Annotated in this window: 16 protein-coding genes; 9 read left to right on the plus strand and 7 right to left on the minus strand. The window is 59.2% G+C overall.

Going from position 1 to position 15,771, the window contains the following annotated elements; all coding sequences use genetic code 11:
- Positions 1–79: 79 nt before the first annotated feature.
- Entirely contained in the window at positions 80–589 is a 510-nt protein-coding gene (locus tag ACP7AP_RS13735; protein WP_426034810.1) for a DUF2231 domain-containing protein, read from the plus strand.
- Here the strand turns inward: ACP7AP_RS13735 and ACP7AP_RS13740 are convergent.
- The 5 genes from ACP7AP_RS13740 to ACP7AP_RS13760 form a co-directional block, all read right to left on the minus strand.
- The gene (locus ACP7AP_RS13740) at positions 559–1,068 is read right to left on the minus strand and encodes a CopD family protein (RefSeq protein WP_426034776.1); all 510 of its coding nucleotides are present in this window, start codon (positions 1,066–1,068) and stop codon (positions 559–561) included. The two genes, ACP7AP_RS13735 and ACP7AP_RS13740, sit on opposite strands and share 31 nt — an antisense overlap.
- Positions 1,065–1,802 (minus strand): cytochrome c oxidase assembly protein, encoded by a 738-nt coding sequence (locus ACP7AP_RS13745; RefSeq protein ID WP_426034777.1) that lies wholly within the window; start codon positions 1,800–1,802, stop codon positions 1,065–1,067. The genes ACP7AP_RS13740 and ACP7AP_RS13745 overlap by 4 nt, the downstream gene beginning before the upstream one ends.
- Positions 1,803–3,716, minus strand: coding sequence for a PQQ-binding-like beta-propeller repeat protein (locus ACP7AP_RS13750; protein WP_426034778.1), 1,914 nt, complete (start codon positions 3,714–3,716; stop codon positions 1,803–1,805).
- On the minus strand, positions 3,713–4,048 hold the full coding sequence (locus ACP7AP_RS13755; protein WP_426034779.1) for a hypothetical protein: 336 nt from the start codon (positions 4,046–4,048) through the stop codon (positions 3,713–3,715). Before ACP7AP_RS13755 ends, ACP7AP_RS13750 begins: the two co-directional genes overlap by 4 nt.
- A gap of 536 nt (positions 4,049–4,584) precedes the next feature.
- The gene (locus ACP7AP_RS13760) at positions 4,585–4,812 is read right to left on the minus strand and encodes a hypothetical protein (protein WP_426034780.1); all 228 of its coding nucleotides are present in this window, start codon (positions 4,810–4,812) and stop codon (positions 4,585–4,587) included.
- 161 nt (positions 4,813–4,973) lie between these two features.
- Between ACP7AP_RS13760 and ACP7AP_RS13765 the strand changes: the two genes are divergently transcribed.
- Complete coding sequence (locus ACP7AP_RS13765; RefSeq protein ID WP_426034781.1) at positions 4,974–5,159, plus strand: DUF3008 family protein; 186 nt, start codon at positions 4,974–4,976, stop codon at positions 5,157–5,159.
- A gap of 344 nt (positions 5,160–5,503) precedes the next feature.
- Here the strand turns inward: ACP7AP_RS13765 and ACP7AP_RS13770 are convergent, their stop codons facing one another.
- Positions 5,504–6,085: a chemotaxis protein CheB gene (locus tag ACP7AP_RS13770; RefSeq protein ID WP_426034782.1), complete on the minus strand. Its 582-nt coding sequence runs from the start codon at positions 6,083–6,085 to the stop codon at positions 5,504–5,506.
- 536 nt (positions 6,086–6,621) lie between these two features.
- Here ACP7AP_RS13770 and ACP7AP_RS13775 point away from each other — a divergent pair.
- From ACP7AP_RS13775 to ACP7AP_RS13795, 5 genes are all read left to right on the plus strand, one after another.
- Positions 6,622–8,946, plus strand: coding sequence for a heavy metal translocating P-type ATPase (locus ACP7AP_RS13775; RefSeq protein ID WP_426034811.1), 2,325 nt, complete (start codon positions 6,622–6,624; stop codon positions 8,944–8,946).
- Between the two features lie 99 nt (positions 8,947–9,045).
- Entirely contained in the window at positions 9,046–9,540 is a 495-nt protein-coding gene (copM, locus tag ACP7AP_RS13780) for a CopM family metallochaperone (protein WP_426034783.1), read from the plus strand.
- A gap of 526 nt (positions 9,541–10,066) precedes the next feature.
- Positions 10,067–10,663 carry a hypothetical protein gene (locus ACP7AP_RS13785; protein ID WP_426034784.1) on the plus strand — a complete coding sequence of 199 codons (597 nt, stop codon included), beginning with the start codon at positions 10,067–10,069 and terminating at the stop codon, positions 10,661–10,663.
- A gap of 2 nt (positions 10,664–10,665) precedes the next feature.
- Positions 10,666–11,736, plus strand: a complete 1,071-nt coding sequence (locus tag ACP7AP_RS13790) for a helix-turn-helix domain-containing protein (protein ID WP_426034785.1) — start codon at positions 10,666–10,668, stop codon at positions 11,734–11,736.
- 163 nt (positions 11,737–11,899) lie between these two features.
- On the plus strand, positions 11,900–13,156 hold the full coding sequence (locus ACP7AP_RS13795) for a tyrosine-type recombinase/integrase (protein WP_426034786.1): 1,257 nt from the start codon (positions 11,900–11,902) through the stop codon (positions 13,154–13,156).
- Positions 13,157–13,199: 43 nt separating this feature from the next.
- On the opposite strand, the gene ACP7AP_RS13800 is transcribed toward ACP7AP_RS13795, so the two are convergent.
- Positions 13,200–13,796, minus strand: a complete 597-nt coding sequence (locus tag ACP7AP_RS13800; RefSeq protein WP_426034787.1) for a hypothetical protein — start codon at positions 13,794–13,796, stop codon at positions 13,200–13,202.
- 479 nt (positions 13,797–14,275) lie between these two features.
- Between ACP7AP_RS13800 and ACP7AP_RS13805 the strand changes: the two genes are divergently transcribed.
- Together ACP7AP_RS13805 and ACP7AP_RS13810 are read left to right on the plus strand one after the other, a co-directional pair.
- Positions 14,276–14,896: a hypothetical protein gene (locus tag ACP7AP_RS13805; RefSeq protein WP_426034788.1), complete on the plus strand. Its 621-nt coding sequence runs from the start codon at positions 14,276–14,278 to the stop codon at positions 14,894–14,896.
- A gap of 56 nt (positions 14,897–14,952) precedes the next feature.
- Entirely contained in the window at positions 14,953–15,618 is a 666-nt protein-coding gene (locus ACP7AP_RS13810) for a hypothetical protein (protein WP_426034789.1), read from the plus strand.
- Positions 15,619–15,771 lie beyond the last annotated feature (153 nt).

Consider the following 15,771-nt stretch of genomic DNA (forward strand, 5'->3'; position numbering starts at 1 on the left):
GCCGTTCCTGGCAACCAGTTGCAATCTGAAGCGTTGTCCCAAGCACAAGGCCGCGAAGGAGTTTCGGGTGACACAAAAGATGAAGCAAGTGGCAGAGGATATTGCCCCGTTTGAGGACCCTATCGTCAACGACCCCGCCTTTCAGCAAACCGAAAGCCGCGTCGCGATCTGGGGTCATCCGTTGCATGCCATGACCGTGGCCTTTCCGGTGGCCCTGACGTTCTGTGCCTTTGGCGCGGACCTGCTGTATTGGTGGTCGGGTCAGGGAAACTGGGCTTGGGCCGCGCTTTGGGCCACCGGCACCGCCTTTCTGTTCGGCCTGCTTGCCGGGGCCAGCGGCGCAATGGAATTGCTGATGGTCCCCGGCATCCGCATCCGCGCCGCAGCCTGGACCCATTTCGTCATCGCCGTGATGCTTCTGTCCCTGCTCGGCCTGAACTGGGGGTGGCGGCTGACTGGATACGAGTCCGCCATTCTGCCTTGGGGCATGCTCATGTCCGGCTTTGCGGTCATCGTGGTGGCGGCGACGGGTTGGCATGGCGGAAAGCTCGTTTTCGACTATGGATTGGGAGTATCAAAGGGCAACTGACGCCCCAATGGTTGCATAAGCCACGACGGTATCGGCAGTTCGCCCAGTTCGGGCTTGGCCAGAACAAGAAACAGGACGCCGACCACGAGACTGAAAATGAGGATCGTTGGCACCAGCGGCTCTGGCGGGTCGTGTGCGCCTTCGGTTTCGGCCACGGCTATGATCGTGTGGCCGATCCATGCGTGCATCGCGACAAGCCCAGTCACGAGGACTAGCTTCACAAAAATCCAAACGGTGAAAATCTCACGTATGAAGATAAGGGCTGATCCGGTGAAAATTGCCAAAATCGCCACGGGGGTTATGACCCAAACATAACCAAAATGCGTGGCGCGACGGATCTGTGCGAATTCGGCCTGCACGATGGCGCGGTCGTGGCGGGCCAGCATCCGGGGTAAGGCGATCAGGCCAGCAACCCAGACTGCGACAAAGCTAAGGTGCAGCGCCTTGAGGTGCGGGACCAGTCCTTCAGCCCAGATCACAGTGGTTCTCCCATGTGACGCCACGCTCGCCGCGCCAGCATGGCGCCCCAAACTGCGAACGGCAAACCTGCGGGCATCCACATGATCAGGCCGCCAAGCTGCTGGTCAGACAGCGGCGACAGACCCCATAACAGCGGGGCCACAGCGTGGGTTGCATAGACGGCATTCGGCGCAAGAGTCAGGATCGCGCCCAGCATCCCCATCGCAAGGTAGGCCAGAAACACCCACCCCACGCCCGACCCGGCGGGTTGCGAAAATGCGGCACGCCAGAAGAGATATGCAGACCCAAACAAGGTCGCCTGCACGACCCAGTAGAGCGCCATATGCCCCAGTGCCGCATCATAGGCGGCGGGCGCATGCCAAAGCCACAGCGCGGCGGTGGCCAAGAGAAAAGGCAGCCCGACGCCCGTTGTCGCCCGCGCCGGGCGCGAGAGTGCAAAAAGCGGGGCCGCAACCGCCACAAGAAGAACGTGATGTACCACCCGCGCCGAAAACAGCGCCGACGACAGCGCGCAAAGCGGCGACAGGAACGCAAATACCAATACGATGATACCCGCAGCGCCGGGCCGGGTGCGCCCTGCCCACAGCGTCAGCGCCACCAAAATGGCCAGTGCCCAAGGATCAAAGTTCCAACGCGCCAATAAGTCGGCCGGGTTTGGCGCAGGGCCGCAATAGCTGCCCTGCCAACTGTTCACGGTGTGGCCCGCAATATAGGTGTGGCGATCCTCATACATTCACTCCTTCGGTGGCAGGCGGTAGGCGACCACCTGATCAGCAACCTGCGGTTTCAGGATGGAGTTGCCCCCGACCGCCCAGACCACATAATCGGCACCCTGATGCGTAAACACCGCCGGTATCGACACCGCAGGTGCAGCGACAAGATCTGACCACAGTTCTTTTCCCGTGGCGGCATCCAGCGCCCGCACCCGGTTATCCATCGACGCGCCGATCATGATAACCCCACCCGAGGTCAGAACCGGCCCGCCCAACGTAGGCGATCCCCATGATCGCAGGCCGTAAAAACCCCACTGCTGCGCCAGCCCGAACGGCACCTCATAAAGCCGATCGCCGGTGTTCAGATCATAAGCCGAAAACGTCCCGTAAGGCGGTTTCCAGCACGGCAGCCCAAGGGATGTGCGCCATTCAAACAGTTCAATGCCGTAAGGAGAGCCTTCCTGGGCATAAAACCCCGCCTCATTGCCACTGGGGTCACTGCCATCTGCCGTCGCGGCCTTCACCTCGGCCGCATAATCTGCGCGCGGGATCAAACGGATCACCTGAACTACCTGCGAGGTGTTCACATACAAAATACCCGTGCGCGGATCGACCGCCGCCCCGCCCCAATTGTTGCCGCCTGCGGTCGCGGGCCAAAGGAAAGTGCCTTGCACGGACGGCGGGGTATAAAGCCCCTCATAGCGATAGGTTTCCCGGTCGCGCGAACATTGACCAAAAGAAAGCGCATCGGCCAGCGGCCAGACCTCGGGCAGCGCCGCGTGGTTGATGGTGGGCTTTGGCACATCGGCAAAGGGCTGGGTTGGCGACAGTTGCTCGCCATCCGCATCGCTGGCTGGCACCGCGCGCTCCTCGACCGGGAAAAGGGGTTGGCCGGTGCGGCGGTCCAGCACGAAGATGAAGCCTTGTTTGGTCGTCTGCACCAATGCGGGAACCTTCTGGCCGTCGCGCGTCAGTTCAACCAAAGTCGGTGCCGACGGCGTGTCATAATCCCAGACATCATGGTGAACATGCTGAAAGCTCCACTCGACCTCACCCGTATCAATGCGGATCGCGGTGATAGATGTCGCCAGCGGAATCGGTGCAGTCCGGTTGCCGCCCCAATAGTTGGGCGAGGGCGATGACACAGGAACATAGACAAGGCCAAGGTCCGCATCGACTGACATTGACGACCATATATTCGCCGTGCCGGTCACCGGGATCAATTCGGGCGGAATGAACCCTGTGTCCCATTTCAATGCGCCCGTGCGAGCATCGACCGCGATCAGGTTTCCGGGCGGCTCCACGGAATAGGCCCAGTCTTTGCCAGACCAGCCAATCAGAATCGTATCTCCGACCACTGTAGGAGGCTGCAACAATGAAAACGGAAAGACCGCGTTCGTCTCGTTCCATTTGTTGACGTTCAGCACGCCATTGTCGCCAAACTCTGTGCAGGGCATGCCGGTATCAGCATCTACCGCATGCAGCGTCGCATCCATCGTCCCGATCAGAACACGCTTTTCGCAAGGCCCGTCAGTTCCGCTTTCCCAATAGGACACACCCCGGTTTTTCAACGCAGGTTGAGTCAACGCTTCAAGCGTCGATTTGGTATCATAACTCCACCGCTCGGCCCCCGTTGCAGGATCGAGCGCCAAAATGCGGTAGAATGGCGTGCCAAGATACAGCGTTTCGTTGGCGTAGATCGGTGTGGCCGACCATACCGTGGCAGGCACATCACCCGACCCGTCCGACACATCGCCGGTGCGCACTTCCCATGCACGTTCCAGCGCAGGTATGCTTTCCGGCGTCAGCGTGGCGGCATCGGAAAATTTCGTAGCGGCAAGATCACCATTGAACGTGCTCCAGATCGGCTGATCGGCAAGCGCGGGTGCTGCGGAAAATGCGAAGAACCCCACCATAAAAGCATTTGATTTCATAAGGTTGCTTCACGCTCCGCTGTTGCGCTGCTTGCCACCAAGGCCAGAAGCGATACGATCATAGCGGCAAAAACAATATTCTGCATCAGAAACCACGCGGCCAAAGCTGTAAGAATTGACACGATGATTGCGGCCGAGCGTAAAAGTCCACGTGCTCTGAAGGGCCCGCTTAATACCATCAACACGCCAAGCGCCACCGTGACTGAAAGCGCACCAAACACAGCTAAAAACGCGCCAGCCGTTCCATCAACGCCGGTATCGGGCATAAAAGCGGCTGCACTGGCAAAACCAAGACCGACGAGCGCCGCAACAATCGAAATGGTAAGGATCATTCGGTGGCCTCCAGTTGCGGCTGAGTTATCAACGTCCGAACACGACAAACGTTCCATTGGCTGAACTCTCCTAGCTTTTTAAAGGCAAGGCTGTCGAAGAACTGCCTAATCGAACTAAAATTCAACAAAGATTCCGACGGCAGCTTCACCCTGACTGCTCACCGGCTGATCGCAGCCCGGAAACGTCCTTGCGTTGATGGCAATGCACGCCACCTGAAAACCTTCGCGGCCCGTCACGGCGCGTCTGGAGTTGCTAGCCCGCGTTTGCAGAGCTGTCTGGCCAGTTTGCGCGTACAAGGCCGTTGAATTATTCCACTTTGCCAATGCACCTTCCATCCGAGGCGTGGTCCGTATGCGCATCTGATGCGAAAGGTCGGTCAAATTCTGAAGGATCCCGACATTCTGGATGCAGCAGAATGTTACGCCCAACCTTTTATACCAACGGCCGCAGACCAACGAGCAGAAGGGCTGTCTGGCTTTGGCCAAGCCATTCAGTCACGGCCAAGGCCAGACGGCTTGCCATTCAGATCAAACCCTCAAGGCGCGGGCGGAACTTCTGGCGAGGTTTGAGGCGGGACAGGTGCTGCGGGGGTCGTTTCCGCGCCAGCAGGCTGGAGAAAATCCCGCTTTTTGCTATTTGCCGATTCACCCATAAGCCAGAAGAAAATCATCGCCACGCCAAAAATCGTCACAAGCGCCATACCAATCAATGGTCCCCTGTGCCGTCTTTTTTGCTTTTCGATGTTGGTTTGAGGAGCTGACATGTTCTGCCTTTCTTTCGGCCTTGCCGATAAACGGGTCACTCTAGCTAATGCAAGTTAAGGAGAAAAGTTCCCTCGCCCTGCTTTGCTTGGAACAACTTCCTCTGCAAAGCGTTGTGATTATGCGTGCCACATGGCACCGCCCTTTTAGAAAGGAATGGACCATGCCCGCCAAATCCAAAGCGCAGCAAATGGCAGCCGGTGCCGCGCTGTCAGCTAAACGGGGCGAGACCAAGATATCTGCGTTGAAAGGTGCCTCGAAGGAAATGGCCAAAACCATGACGGAACAGGAGCTTGATGACTTGGCATCCACCAGTCACAAGGGCTTGCCTGCTCGTAAACAGGACTGAGCGCTCTGTCGGCAGATGGCTTCGTCTGTCATATTGACATCCCTTGGCTACAGGACGGGCGGGGTCGACGGAGTTTCGCCGCGGGGGACGATGAGCTGACGCTGGCGGACGACAGGTTAGCCTGATGTCTGCTAAAGCCCACCAGCGCGAGCGAGGCTTCACCAATGGCAGCGAAGGCGGAAAGCAGGCCGACGCAGGCTTGATACCTCGTCAGCCGATTATCGTGAAAGCCGCCGGTTGCATTTGCGGCATCTTGCCTGTGCAAACGCAGGCAACCGGAATGTCAGTCAATCCCCACATTTCGCGACGAGCAAATGGATACCGGCTATCGGCTATCGGCTGTATCAACCGTCCGCCCGATCCGCGATTAGCCGAATCTGCTTCGCGATTTCTTCTGGCGAGAGGATGAAGTCGATGCAGCCACTTTCTATTGCGCTCTGCGGCATATCAGGCTGAACGGCTGTATCGAGCTTCTGGGCGATCGTGATTCCCCCAACATCTTTGATGCCACATAGCGCGGCTGCCCCATCACCATCGTATCCCGAAACGATGACCGCAACCAGTTGGCCGGTCCAGTTCTCCGTTAGCGAGCGCAGGAAGACGGTGATGACATCGGGCCATCCCCTTGGCTTCGAGATCGGTCTTAGGCGAAACTCCCCGTTCAGGACGTGGAGGTCACGTTTTTCCGGAATAATGAACACGCAATTCGGGCGAACGTCCAATCGGTCTGATATCAGCTCTACCGGCATTGGCGTGTAACGCGGCAGAATCTCGTGCAACATCGTAGACACGGTTCGTAGGTGATTTACGATTACGATTGCGACGCCCATATCGGCTGGCAGGTTTTTCAAAAGCCGCGTGTAGGCGTCAAGTCCGCCAGCAGACCCGCCGACACAAACGATCGGGAAATTCTTTGCAAAAGACACCCTTCGTACCTTTCTTCAAACAGGAGCAAACTGGGAGACACTATAGTGCCCCGCTTGGCTAACGTTGTCCGTTCTGCAACGCTGAGGCAAGCCTGAATGGCAGGTCTGGCGAGCCACACTGCGGCATGGAGGTGGTCTCGACGGGCTGTTTGGGCCGAAAGCACAGAGGACACAGTAAACCGGCACTGGCTGCAGCATCCCGTCGGTGTCCAGTTTCAAGGCACTGCGCCACAGCGGCGTCTTGAAGACGTTGTGCACATGCTTGAGGTCGGTGCCGCTTGCGTTGATCGGATCGGTTACGTCGTTGTGGATCGCAGGGCAAGCGTCACATATGCGCTGGAAACGGCTGCCGCAGACAGGCCGATGTCCGCTGAGATACGGCCAGGATACTGATCTACACTTGGCCTCCCAACGCTGAGTTGGGGCACACTAATTTCTAAAGCTATCCAGCGGACTTCACGCAGCACCGAAAACGAAAAGAGAACCCCATGTCAAAAACTGTTGACCACGCGGATCATCACCCGGCAGACCCAGAGATGTCGGCGGTTCCTGCAGCGTCCGCCACTAGGACGGGGCCAACCGCCAACGACCCGGTCTGTGGCATGACCGTGACGGTGAGCCCCGACACGCGGACCGAGAGCTTTGGCGGCACCGACTTCCATTTCTGTTCCGGCAAGTGCCAGACGAAATTCAAGGCCGATCCCTGGTTCTATGCCTCGGGTCGCGCGGCCGGGCGAAAGAAGGCGGCTCCGGCCAACGTTCAATACACTTGCCCGATGCACCCCGAGATCGTCCGCGATGCGCCGGGTGCCTGTCCGATCTGTGGCATGGCACTGGAGCCGATGCTGCCGTCGGATGAACCAAGCGAGGAACTGACCGACTTCACCCGCCGGATGTGGATTTCGGCGGCGGCCGCGGTGCCGCTGATCGTTTTGACGATGGGCGAACTGGTGGCATTGCCGGTGCGTGACTGGATCGGGCATCAGACGGCCAGCTATCTGGAGTTTGCGCTGGCCACTCCAGTCATCCTCTGGGCAGCCCTGCCATTCTTCAAACGCGGTTGGGATTCCCTGGTGAACCGGTCCCCAAACATGTGGACGCTGATCAGCCTTGGGGTCGCGGCGGCCTATCTCTATTCGATTGTCGCCACTTTCCTGCCCGGGGTCTTTCCAGAGCAGTACCGGATGGGTCACGGCGTCGGCACCTACTTCGAGGCGGCCGTGGTGATCGTGGCTCTGGTCTTTGTCGGCCAGGTGCTGGAACTGCGCGAACGCGAACGCACAGGTGATGCGATCCGCGCGCTGCTGGACCTTGCGCCCAAGACCGCGCGGCGGATCCTTTCCGACGGATCAGAATACGACGCGCCGCTGGAAAACATCATGCAAGGCGACCGCCTGCGGGTGCGGCCAGGCGATGCGATACCTGTCGACGGGATGGTGATCGAAGGCCGGTCCAGCCTGGATGAAAGCATGCTGACCGGTGAGTCAATGCCTGTCGAAAAGGGCCCGGGCGATCCGGTGACCGGCGCCACGATCAACAAGAACGGCAGCCTCGTGATTGAGGCGGGCAAGGTCGGCGCCGATACGGTTCTGGCGCAGATTGTGGCGATGGTCTCGAACGCACGCCGGTCCCGTGCGCCTATTCAGGGGTTGGCCGACCGGGTCTCGTCGGTCTTCGTGCCGACCGTTGTCGGCATTGCCATCCTCTCTTTCGCAGCTTGGCTGGTGTTCGGTCCGGAACCGGCACTGGTCTTTGCCATCGCCTCGGCGGTGTCGGTGCTGATCATCGCCTGCCCGTGCGCACTTGGGCTGGCCACGCCGATCTCTATCACTACGGCCGCGGGGCGGGGCGCGCAGGCGGGCGTTCTGATCAAGGACGCTGAAGCATTGGAGCGAATGGCCGGGGTCGACACACTGATCGTCGACAAGACCGGCACGCTGACGATGGGCAAACCAAAGCTGACCGACACTGTCGTGCTGGGTAACTTGCAGGAGGCGGATCTGCTTTCCCTTGCAGCGGCCCTTGAGCGTGGCTCGGAACACCCGCTCGCCGAAGCAATCGTTGCAGGGGCCGAGGCGATTGGCGCGGCACGCAAGGACGTCGCAGACTTTGAGGTGGTCACTGGCAAAGGTGTGCGTGGCAAGGTCGACGGTCGTACTGTCGCGCTCGGAAATGCCGCGATGATGCAGGACATGGGTCTGGATACAGCGCTGGCCGAGGCGCAGGCCGATGCCCTGCGCGCGCTGGGCAAGACGGCAATGTTCATCGCAGTGGACGGCGCACTTTCGGGCATTGTGGCGGTCGCCGACCCGATTAAGGACAGCACGGCGCAGGCAATCAAAGAGCTCCATGCGCAGGGTTTGCGTGTCATCATGGCGACGGGCGACAACGAACGTACAGCACAGGCCGTGGCGAACAAACTCGGCATCGACGAGGTCCGCGCCGGGGTACTGCCCGAGGCCAAGAAAGATCTGATCGACCAGTTGCGCCGTGAAGGTCACAAGATCGCCATGGCGGGGGACGGAGTGAATGACGCCCCGGCCCTTGCCGCAGCGGATGTCGGCATCGCGATGGGCACCGGTGCCGACGTGGCGATGGAAAGTGCGAGCATAACCCTGTTGGGCGGTGACCTTATGGGCATCGTTCGGGCCCGCAAGCTGGCACGAGCAACGCTGCGCAACATCAAGCAGAACCTGTTCTTCGCCTTTGCCTACAATGCACTGGGCGTGCCGATCGCGGCGGGTGTGCTTTATCCGGTCACCGGCCTGTTGCTGTCGCCGATGATCGCGGCCGCTGCGATGAGTCTGTCGTCAGTCTCGGTGATCACGAATGTCCTCCGGCTTCGGCGAGTGGAGCTCTGATACTGTCGAAGCGCCCACTATATAAGGAGGAACCCACTGCGCGCGGCTACGTTAACATATGATATCTCAACACAAATCCACATCTCAGGAGAACTCACGATGACCATCGCAAAGACAATCTTCGCGGCGGCGCTCGGCGCTACCTCACTCTCAATGCCAGTGTTTGCCCAGGATGCCGCATTCAAGTTGCCGGAGCAGTGCATCGCTGCGGCGGCCGCTGGCGGCATGGATCATTCGGCCATGGGTCACGGCAACGCCCAAGCCAAGCCGGGTGACGGCATGAACACCGGCATGATGGAAATGATGGGCATGGGAGGGGTCGATCTTGAGTCGATGCCTGCACATGTCAAAGAGAACATGGGCAAAATGATGGTGACGATGCCCGCGATGCACGAAGGCATGATGATCGAAAACCCCGACGTGGCCTTCGCCTGCGGAATGATTGCGCACCATCAGGGCGCCATCGACATGGCTCAGGTGCTGCTGGCACATGGCGAGAACCCGGAGATGCGCAAGCTGGCCGATGAAATCATCGCGGCACAAGTTGGCGAGATCGCGCTGATGACGTCGTGGCTGGCCGAAAACGCGAAGTGAGATTTACACGGCCGCGCGGTGCAAACCGCGCGGCCGTGTTTTGGGTGGGCTGCAAGGCTAAATCAAAAAATCCCGCACTTTTCAGGGGGGACTCGTCAAACGTTGACCAGGTGTTGACAAGAATTTGGAACGACAAAAACCGAGTGAAACGCTCGGCTTTTAAGTCTTTGATCTTACGTGTAAATTTGGTTGCGGGGACAGGATTTGAACCTGTGACCTTCAGGTTATGAGCCTATGGACCCCAGTTCTAGGTAATCGTTTAAATTCAGCCACTTAGGCGCCAAGTCTTTGAAATCGAAATTCCTTCTAGTCGCCGCTCGGTTGCACTGGATGGATTTCGAAGGATTGTGACGGGTTGGAAAGGGGCAAAACTGCATACGCGGGTTGAGGTGGCGTTGAGGTGAAATCGCTTGATGGACAGTCAGGCACTAAACGAAAGCACTCCAAAGAATAATTGGATGAATAATTCGGGATTGCTTTTGTAAAAATCGTCATGTACGATCTCCAAGATCAAGAGGGGCGAAACATGCCGATTCCGAACCAAGATGCAGTGAAGCCCGTGCTCGACACCGTGCGAGACCAGATCCTTGGTGCCGTGCGTGGCGCTTGGGAGGACTGGCAGGGCAGCGAACAATCAGTCACTTGGCGGGTGAAGCGTAGCAGAGCGAACTTCGTTTGGGAGCAAATCATCGACCGGGCGCATCGCGCTTTCGCAGAAATGCGTCATGTTGTCATTATAGACGGCGGGGAATCTTTCAGGTTCCTCGTTCAGGACGAGGTCCTGTTTCGGTTCAAAAAGGCCGACGAAACTGGCCGCACTTCGAATGTTTCTACCCAGTTGGCGTTGGCCTTCCATGACCATGATCAAGGTCTGTTTGGGCTGCCGGAGGTCCAACGTGTCGAAGTTGTATACAAACTTAACCGGTTGGAGACGTCCGTCTCAGATATTTGCGTCGTAGCGCGTGACGGCGACAAAGTCGTCTGGGAATATAGCCTGTTGGACGCGGCAGAAGTAATTGTTCCGCTGCCGTTCCCGGCACCGGCTATCGACCCCGAGAAGCCGGCTGTTCGTCTGGTCAAGGCGCGGGAAGCGCCTGCCCCAAAACGCAAACAGCAAGACTGATTATGGCAAACCTATTTAATCCGGACCTGCTGCGCATCGCGCGGCAGGCACGTGGGTGGAGTCAGGCAGAACTGTCCAAGAACTCCGGCATCTCGCAAGCCAATCTGTCGAAATTGGAAAATGGCCTCGTCAGCCCGACGGATGATGTTTTGGAGAGCGTTTCTCGGTCGTTGCAGTTCCCACAAACTTTCTTCTTCCAAACTGACCGAGTGATCGGATTGCCGGTCAGCGTTCAGTACCGGAAGCGCGCAAGTGTTGGTCAGCGATCTATTGAACGCCTAGAGGCTGAGTTAAACGTTCGAATTCTGCATGTGAGGCGTTTGCTGTCGGCAGCCCAGTTCGATGCGGAGTTGGTGCTTCCGCGCCTTGATGTAGATGAGTTTGGCGGAGACCCAGAACGTATAGCGGACTTGGTTCGACGCACTTGGCTTGTGCCGTCAGGTCCGATCAAAAACCTGATCGGATGGGTTGAACGGGCGGGTTGCATAGTGATTCACTGCGATTTTGCTGCTCTGGCAGTCGACGGCGTTACTGTCCAAATTTCGGACATGCCTCCGTGCATATTTCTGAACAAAAACCAACCCGCCGATCGACAGCGTTTCAGCCTAGCGCACGAGCTGGGCCATGTTGTCATGCATCGGGTGCCGTCGCCTGAAATGGAAGATGAGGCAAATGCATTTGCAGCGGCAATGCTGATGCCCGCGCGCGACATTCGGCAATACCTGAGCGGACGGCGCCTCACAATCCAACACTTGGCAGCCCTGAAACCTGTCTGGCGTGCTTCGATGGGATCGCTCTTGTATCGTGCTAAAACGATTGGAGAGCTCAGCGAGAACCAAAGCCAGTATCTTTGGCGCCAAATGAGCGCGATGGGCTACAAGCGGTCAGAACCGCCAGAGCTCGATTTCAAGGCGGAAGAGCCAAGTGTGCTGCCAGAGATTATCCGGATTCATCTTGAGGATCTGGGTTACGGGCTGTCTGACTTGTCAGAGATACTGCACTCCACTGTCGACGATGTTCGAGCGATGCACCCTTTGCCTGGACCCACGACGCATCTCCGAATTGTGAAGTGATCAGGCACGCGCAAGGGCAAGTTAGGCCATCGCCAAACCTACCGGAACGCGCCTCCCCGCTTCAATTCCGGTCTCCGCCTGCATTCCGGTCCCTTCGGCATGCTTAGCTTGATCCGGGCGCGAATCCACGCCTCATGTCGGGACGAGCGAAGGAGTGCGATCCATGGTCAACAGGCTGAAACTGAATGAGAAAACCGTCCGGGATGCCGAGAACTTGGGGCGGGATTACCAGATTTTCGACACCGATGTGCGCGGGTTTTCGATTACCATCTACCCGTCTGGCAACCGGGCCTTCACCCTCGATTACCGGGTCGGCGGGCGGCAGCGGCGGATGACCATCGGCCGATGGCCGGAATGGACCACGGTGGCAGCGCGGGAGCGGGCCAAAGATCTGCGGCGCGAGATCGATGAAGGCGTCGACCCGCTGAACCAGCGCGAAAACGCCCGGGAAGCTCCAAGGGTCAGTGACATGACCAAGCGGTATCTGGATGAGCACACGCCGCACCTCGCCGCCCGGAACGCTGCGGACCAGCATGCCATCATGGCCAAGCTGGTCGAGCCGGACTGGGGCAAGAAGCTGGTGACGGAGATCACAAAGGCCGATGTGGAGAAGCTGCTGACCAAGATCGCAGCAGGTCGTGCTCGGCCCTCCAAGATCAAGCCCAACAATCGGGCCAAAAAGCTACAGGGCGTGAAGCCCACGCCGGTGCGCGCCAACCGGGTGGGTGAGGTGCTGCGCAAGATGTTCACGCTGGCCGTAGGTTGGGGCTGGCGCGAGGACAACCCTGCCAGCGCCTTTCGCCGCCGGATCGAGAACGAGCGCGAACGGTTCCTGACGCCGGAGGAGATCGGGAGGCTGGCCAAGGCGCTGGATGGAGCCAAGGATCAGCGCGCGGCGGGGATCATCCGGCTCTGCATGCTGACTGGCGCCCGGTCGGGCGAAGTGCGCCAGGCGCGGTTCGAACAGTTCAATCTCGACCTCGCCAGCTGGTCAAAACCCGCCGCCACCACCAAGCAGCGCAAGATCCACCGCATCCCGATCTCCGGCGATGTGGCTGCCATCGTGCGCCAGCGGGGGCTTCTGGTGCCAAAGGGCAATCCGTGGCTCTTTCCCGGCGACACGCCCGGCCAGCCGGTGAAGGAAATCCGCCGGTTTTGGGTGGCGATCCAGAAGGAGGCCAAATTGCCCGAGGTCCGGATCCACGACCTGCGCCACACCTTTGCATCGCTGCTGGTCAGCGGCGGGGCGTCACTGGAGATGATTGGCAAACTGCTGGGCCACACGCAGATGCAGACGACCCAGCGCTATGCCCACCTGATGGACTCGCCCCTCCGCGACGGCGTCAATGCCGTGGCCAGCATCTTCCGGCCCCGGCCGCAGTTGGTCCATGATGCTGATCAGGAAAAGAAGACTGCGTGAGGCTGTAGGACCAGCCCCGCCCCTACCCTTCGCCAGCGGGGCTTCAGGCGGTTTCCCGCAGCGCCCGCCAGATCGGCGCGATCTTCTTGCGTGTCGTGCTCTCCTCCGGAATCTCTCCGGTTGGGGAGTTCTGGGCAAACCAGTCCTGCACCTCAGCGATCAGCTCCACTTGCGTCGTGGGTATTCCCCGGTCGTTGAACCGGCAAAACAGCATGATCATGGCCCCATCCCAGTCGAAGCGCGGCGTGGCACCGGGCGGGATAATCGGACGGCGACGCCCGTTGGGGTCATCATCTACCTTCCGCAAGTCGTCCGCCATCAGCAACAAGTCTGCCAGTTTGACCACGACGCCCCCCGCAGGCTCTGTGATGAGCAGCCATTCACTGCCACCTTCCGGGCGGACACGGATCACCCGGCACTCTTCATCGCAATGACCATGACGGCGGAACATCTTCATCATGTCGGCGGCGTTGACCGCGACGATTCCCGCAACCGGCTGCAGACCGCAGAGCACCGGGGAAATTCCGGTAAAAATGGAGAAGAGGCCGCCAATCGACGAGGCAGCGACATCCGCATAGGACCACTCGAGGCGGTCAGCAAATTCGTTGAGGGAAAGAAAGGCTCTTGTTGGCAGCGTCATGGGATATGCGTCCTCTCGGCATTTTTCGACACCCGGGCCAGCACCAGGTGTCGCTGGATCGCGTTTCTAAACAAGCACTTGCTCTCAGCAGCCGGTTCAAAAACACGCTTCAAGGTATGGCCGACAGCAATGCCTTCAGAACCCAGTGCCGATGGCACCGACGCCCTGAAATCATGGCTGAAAGAATCGTCTTGAGCTGACTAGGTGACGCTACTCGCCTTTCAGGCGAACTTGCACTAGCCAACCCGGCTCTGAGGGTAAAACGTGAACAAATAGTTTCCGCCGGGGGTCGGGCGTTGTGCGTTTCGTAGAAGAGGTCATCGTGCAGACGACCGCGCCGCGGGGCGATCCTGCGCCGGAACGTGATCGCCGTCGGCCTCCGTCGACCATTCGCCGCTGGTTGATGCCCAACGCGTACTGACCTGAATCGCCGCCCCGGCAGAGCGCAGATTCCTGCTGATCAGCACCGGAAAAGCGGAATGGCGCTGGGCGGCGACCCAACTCCGGAATCCGGACATGGAGCCATCTCCGGATTTTTGGCAAAGCCATCTCCGGATTTTGCCCAAAGCCATCTCCGGAATCCGGAGATTAACCTTGTAAGAGAACCCCTAAGTAAACCTGTAAAGGAGGAGGAGGACGCGCAAGCGCGCGATGCCGATTTTGATCGGTTTTTCGCAGAACTGCTCACAGCACTGGGCCTCGATGCCGCCGCCCTGCCGGGCTGGTGGCAAGGCGGGCCCCCTCGACTGCATGTCCAGCGCTGGCGGGAAAAGCTTGGTCTAAGCGCGGACGAAATCGTCTCCGTCGCCTTGGCATCCCGCCAGGAACACCCCGAACCGCCAGACGGGCCGAAGGCACTGGACCGTGCCATGCAGCGCGCCGTGCAACGCAAAACGCAAGGCAGGGCCGAGAAGAACCGAAAGGCGAAGGCCGAGCCGGTGAAGCCCGCCACGATCATCGATCTAGCAGTCTACTACGCCGACTTCCTGAATTCCGGTCGGTATGTCCCGGCAAGTTCGATCAAAAACACCTTGCGCGACGAGATGCTTGGACGGGGCTTGGTCACGCCGGAATTCTTGCGCCAGCGGGGGATCCGGTGAATGGCATGGTGTCACGTCCCCGGCACGGATTGTCCCTCTGCGCAGGCGGCGGAGGCTTGGATCTGGGCGTCATGCTTGCCGAACCAGGCTTCCACACTCGCGCATTTGTCGAATGGGAGGACTGGCCCCGCACTGTCCTCATCGCCGCCCAGCGCGCAGGATACTTCGCCCCTGCGCCAATCTGGGACGACCTGCGCACCTTCGATGAGCGGGGCAAGCTTTCCAAGCAAGTCTTCGGTACACTTGGGCATCTCATTCTAGCCGGGGCTGGTGGTAAAATAGTATGTGCGGCGTGCGTCCCGATCGCAGAGGCCCAAGACCTTGTTGTCGATCAGACACTGTACTGGAAAGTCGTGGCGGACGCGGACGAGGCCTGGTATCAAGTCGGCATGCTCAACAGCTTAGCCCTAACGAATGCCACTCTTGCATTCAATCCGAAGGGCGATTTTGGTGAAAGGCACCTCCACACCCTTCCGTACCGAATGATGCCTTCATACGATGCCAGCAACTTCGACCACCTAAAGATCGCTGCCCTTTCAAGGGATACTGCTACTCTTGCAGAGGGTTATTGCACAACAGACCTATACCTAGCCAACCCAACAAAGTCGCTTTCCGCGCGACGTCGCAGAATGCGCGCTTTGCTCGAAGCTTCGCCTCCGCTGATGCAGCTTGAGGCGCTTGCCAAATCAGCCCTTATCGCTGCTGCATCCGGCAAGGAATGATTATAACATGCATTGAGTGGCCATGCGTCTGAAAATCCGGTCGAGCGCTTTTGGCCTCCCCCCTGGCATGGTTCCTCCCCGGCCCCATTCGTATGCGGGGGGGCGCAGCGCGGCATTTCGCTAGCGACTGGCTTTTTCACCGGGGAATCCAGG

Origin of the sequence: Cypionkella sp. TWP1-2-1b2 (assembly GCF_049896245.1) — a bacterium.
Lineage (GTDB): Bacteria > Pseudomonadota > Alphaproteobacteria > Rhodobacterales > Rhodobacteraceae > Cypionkella.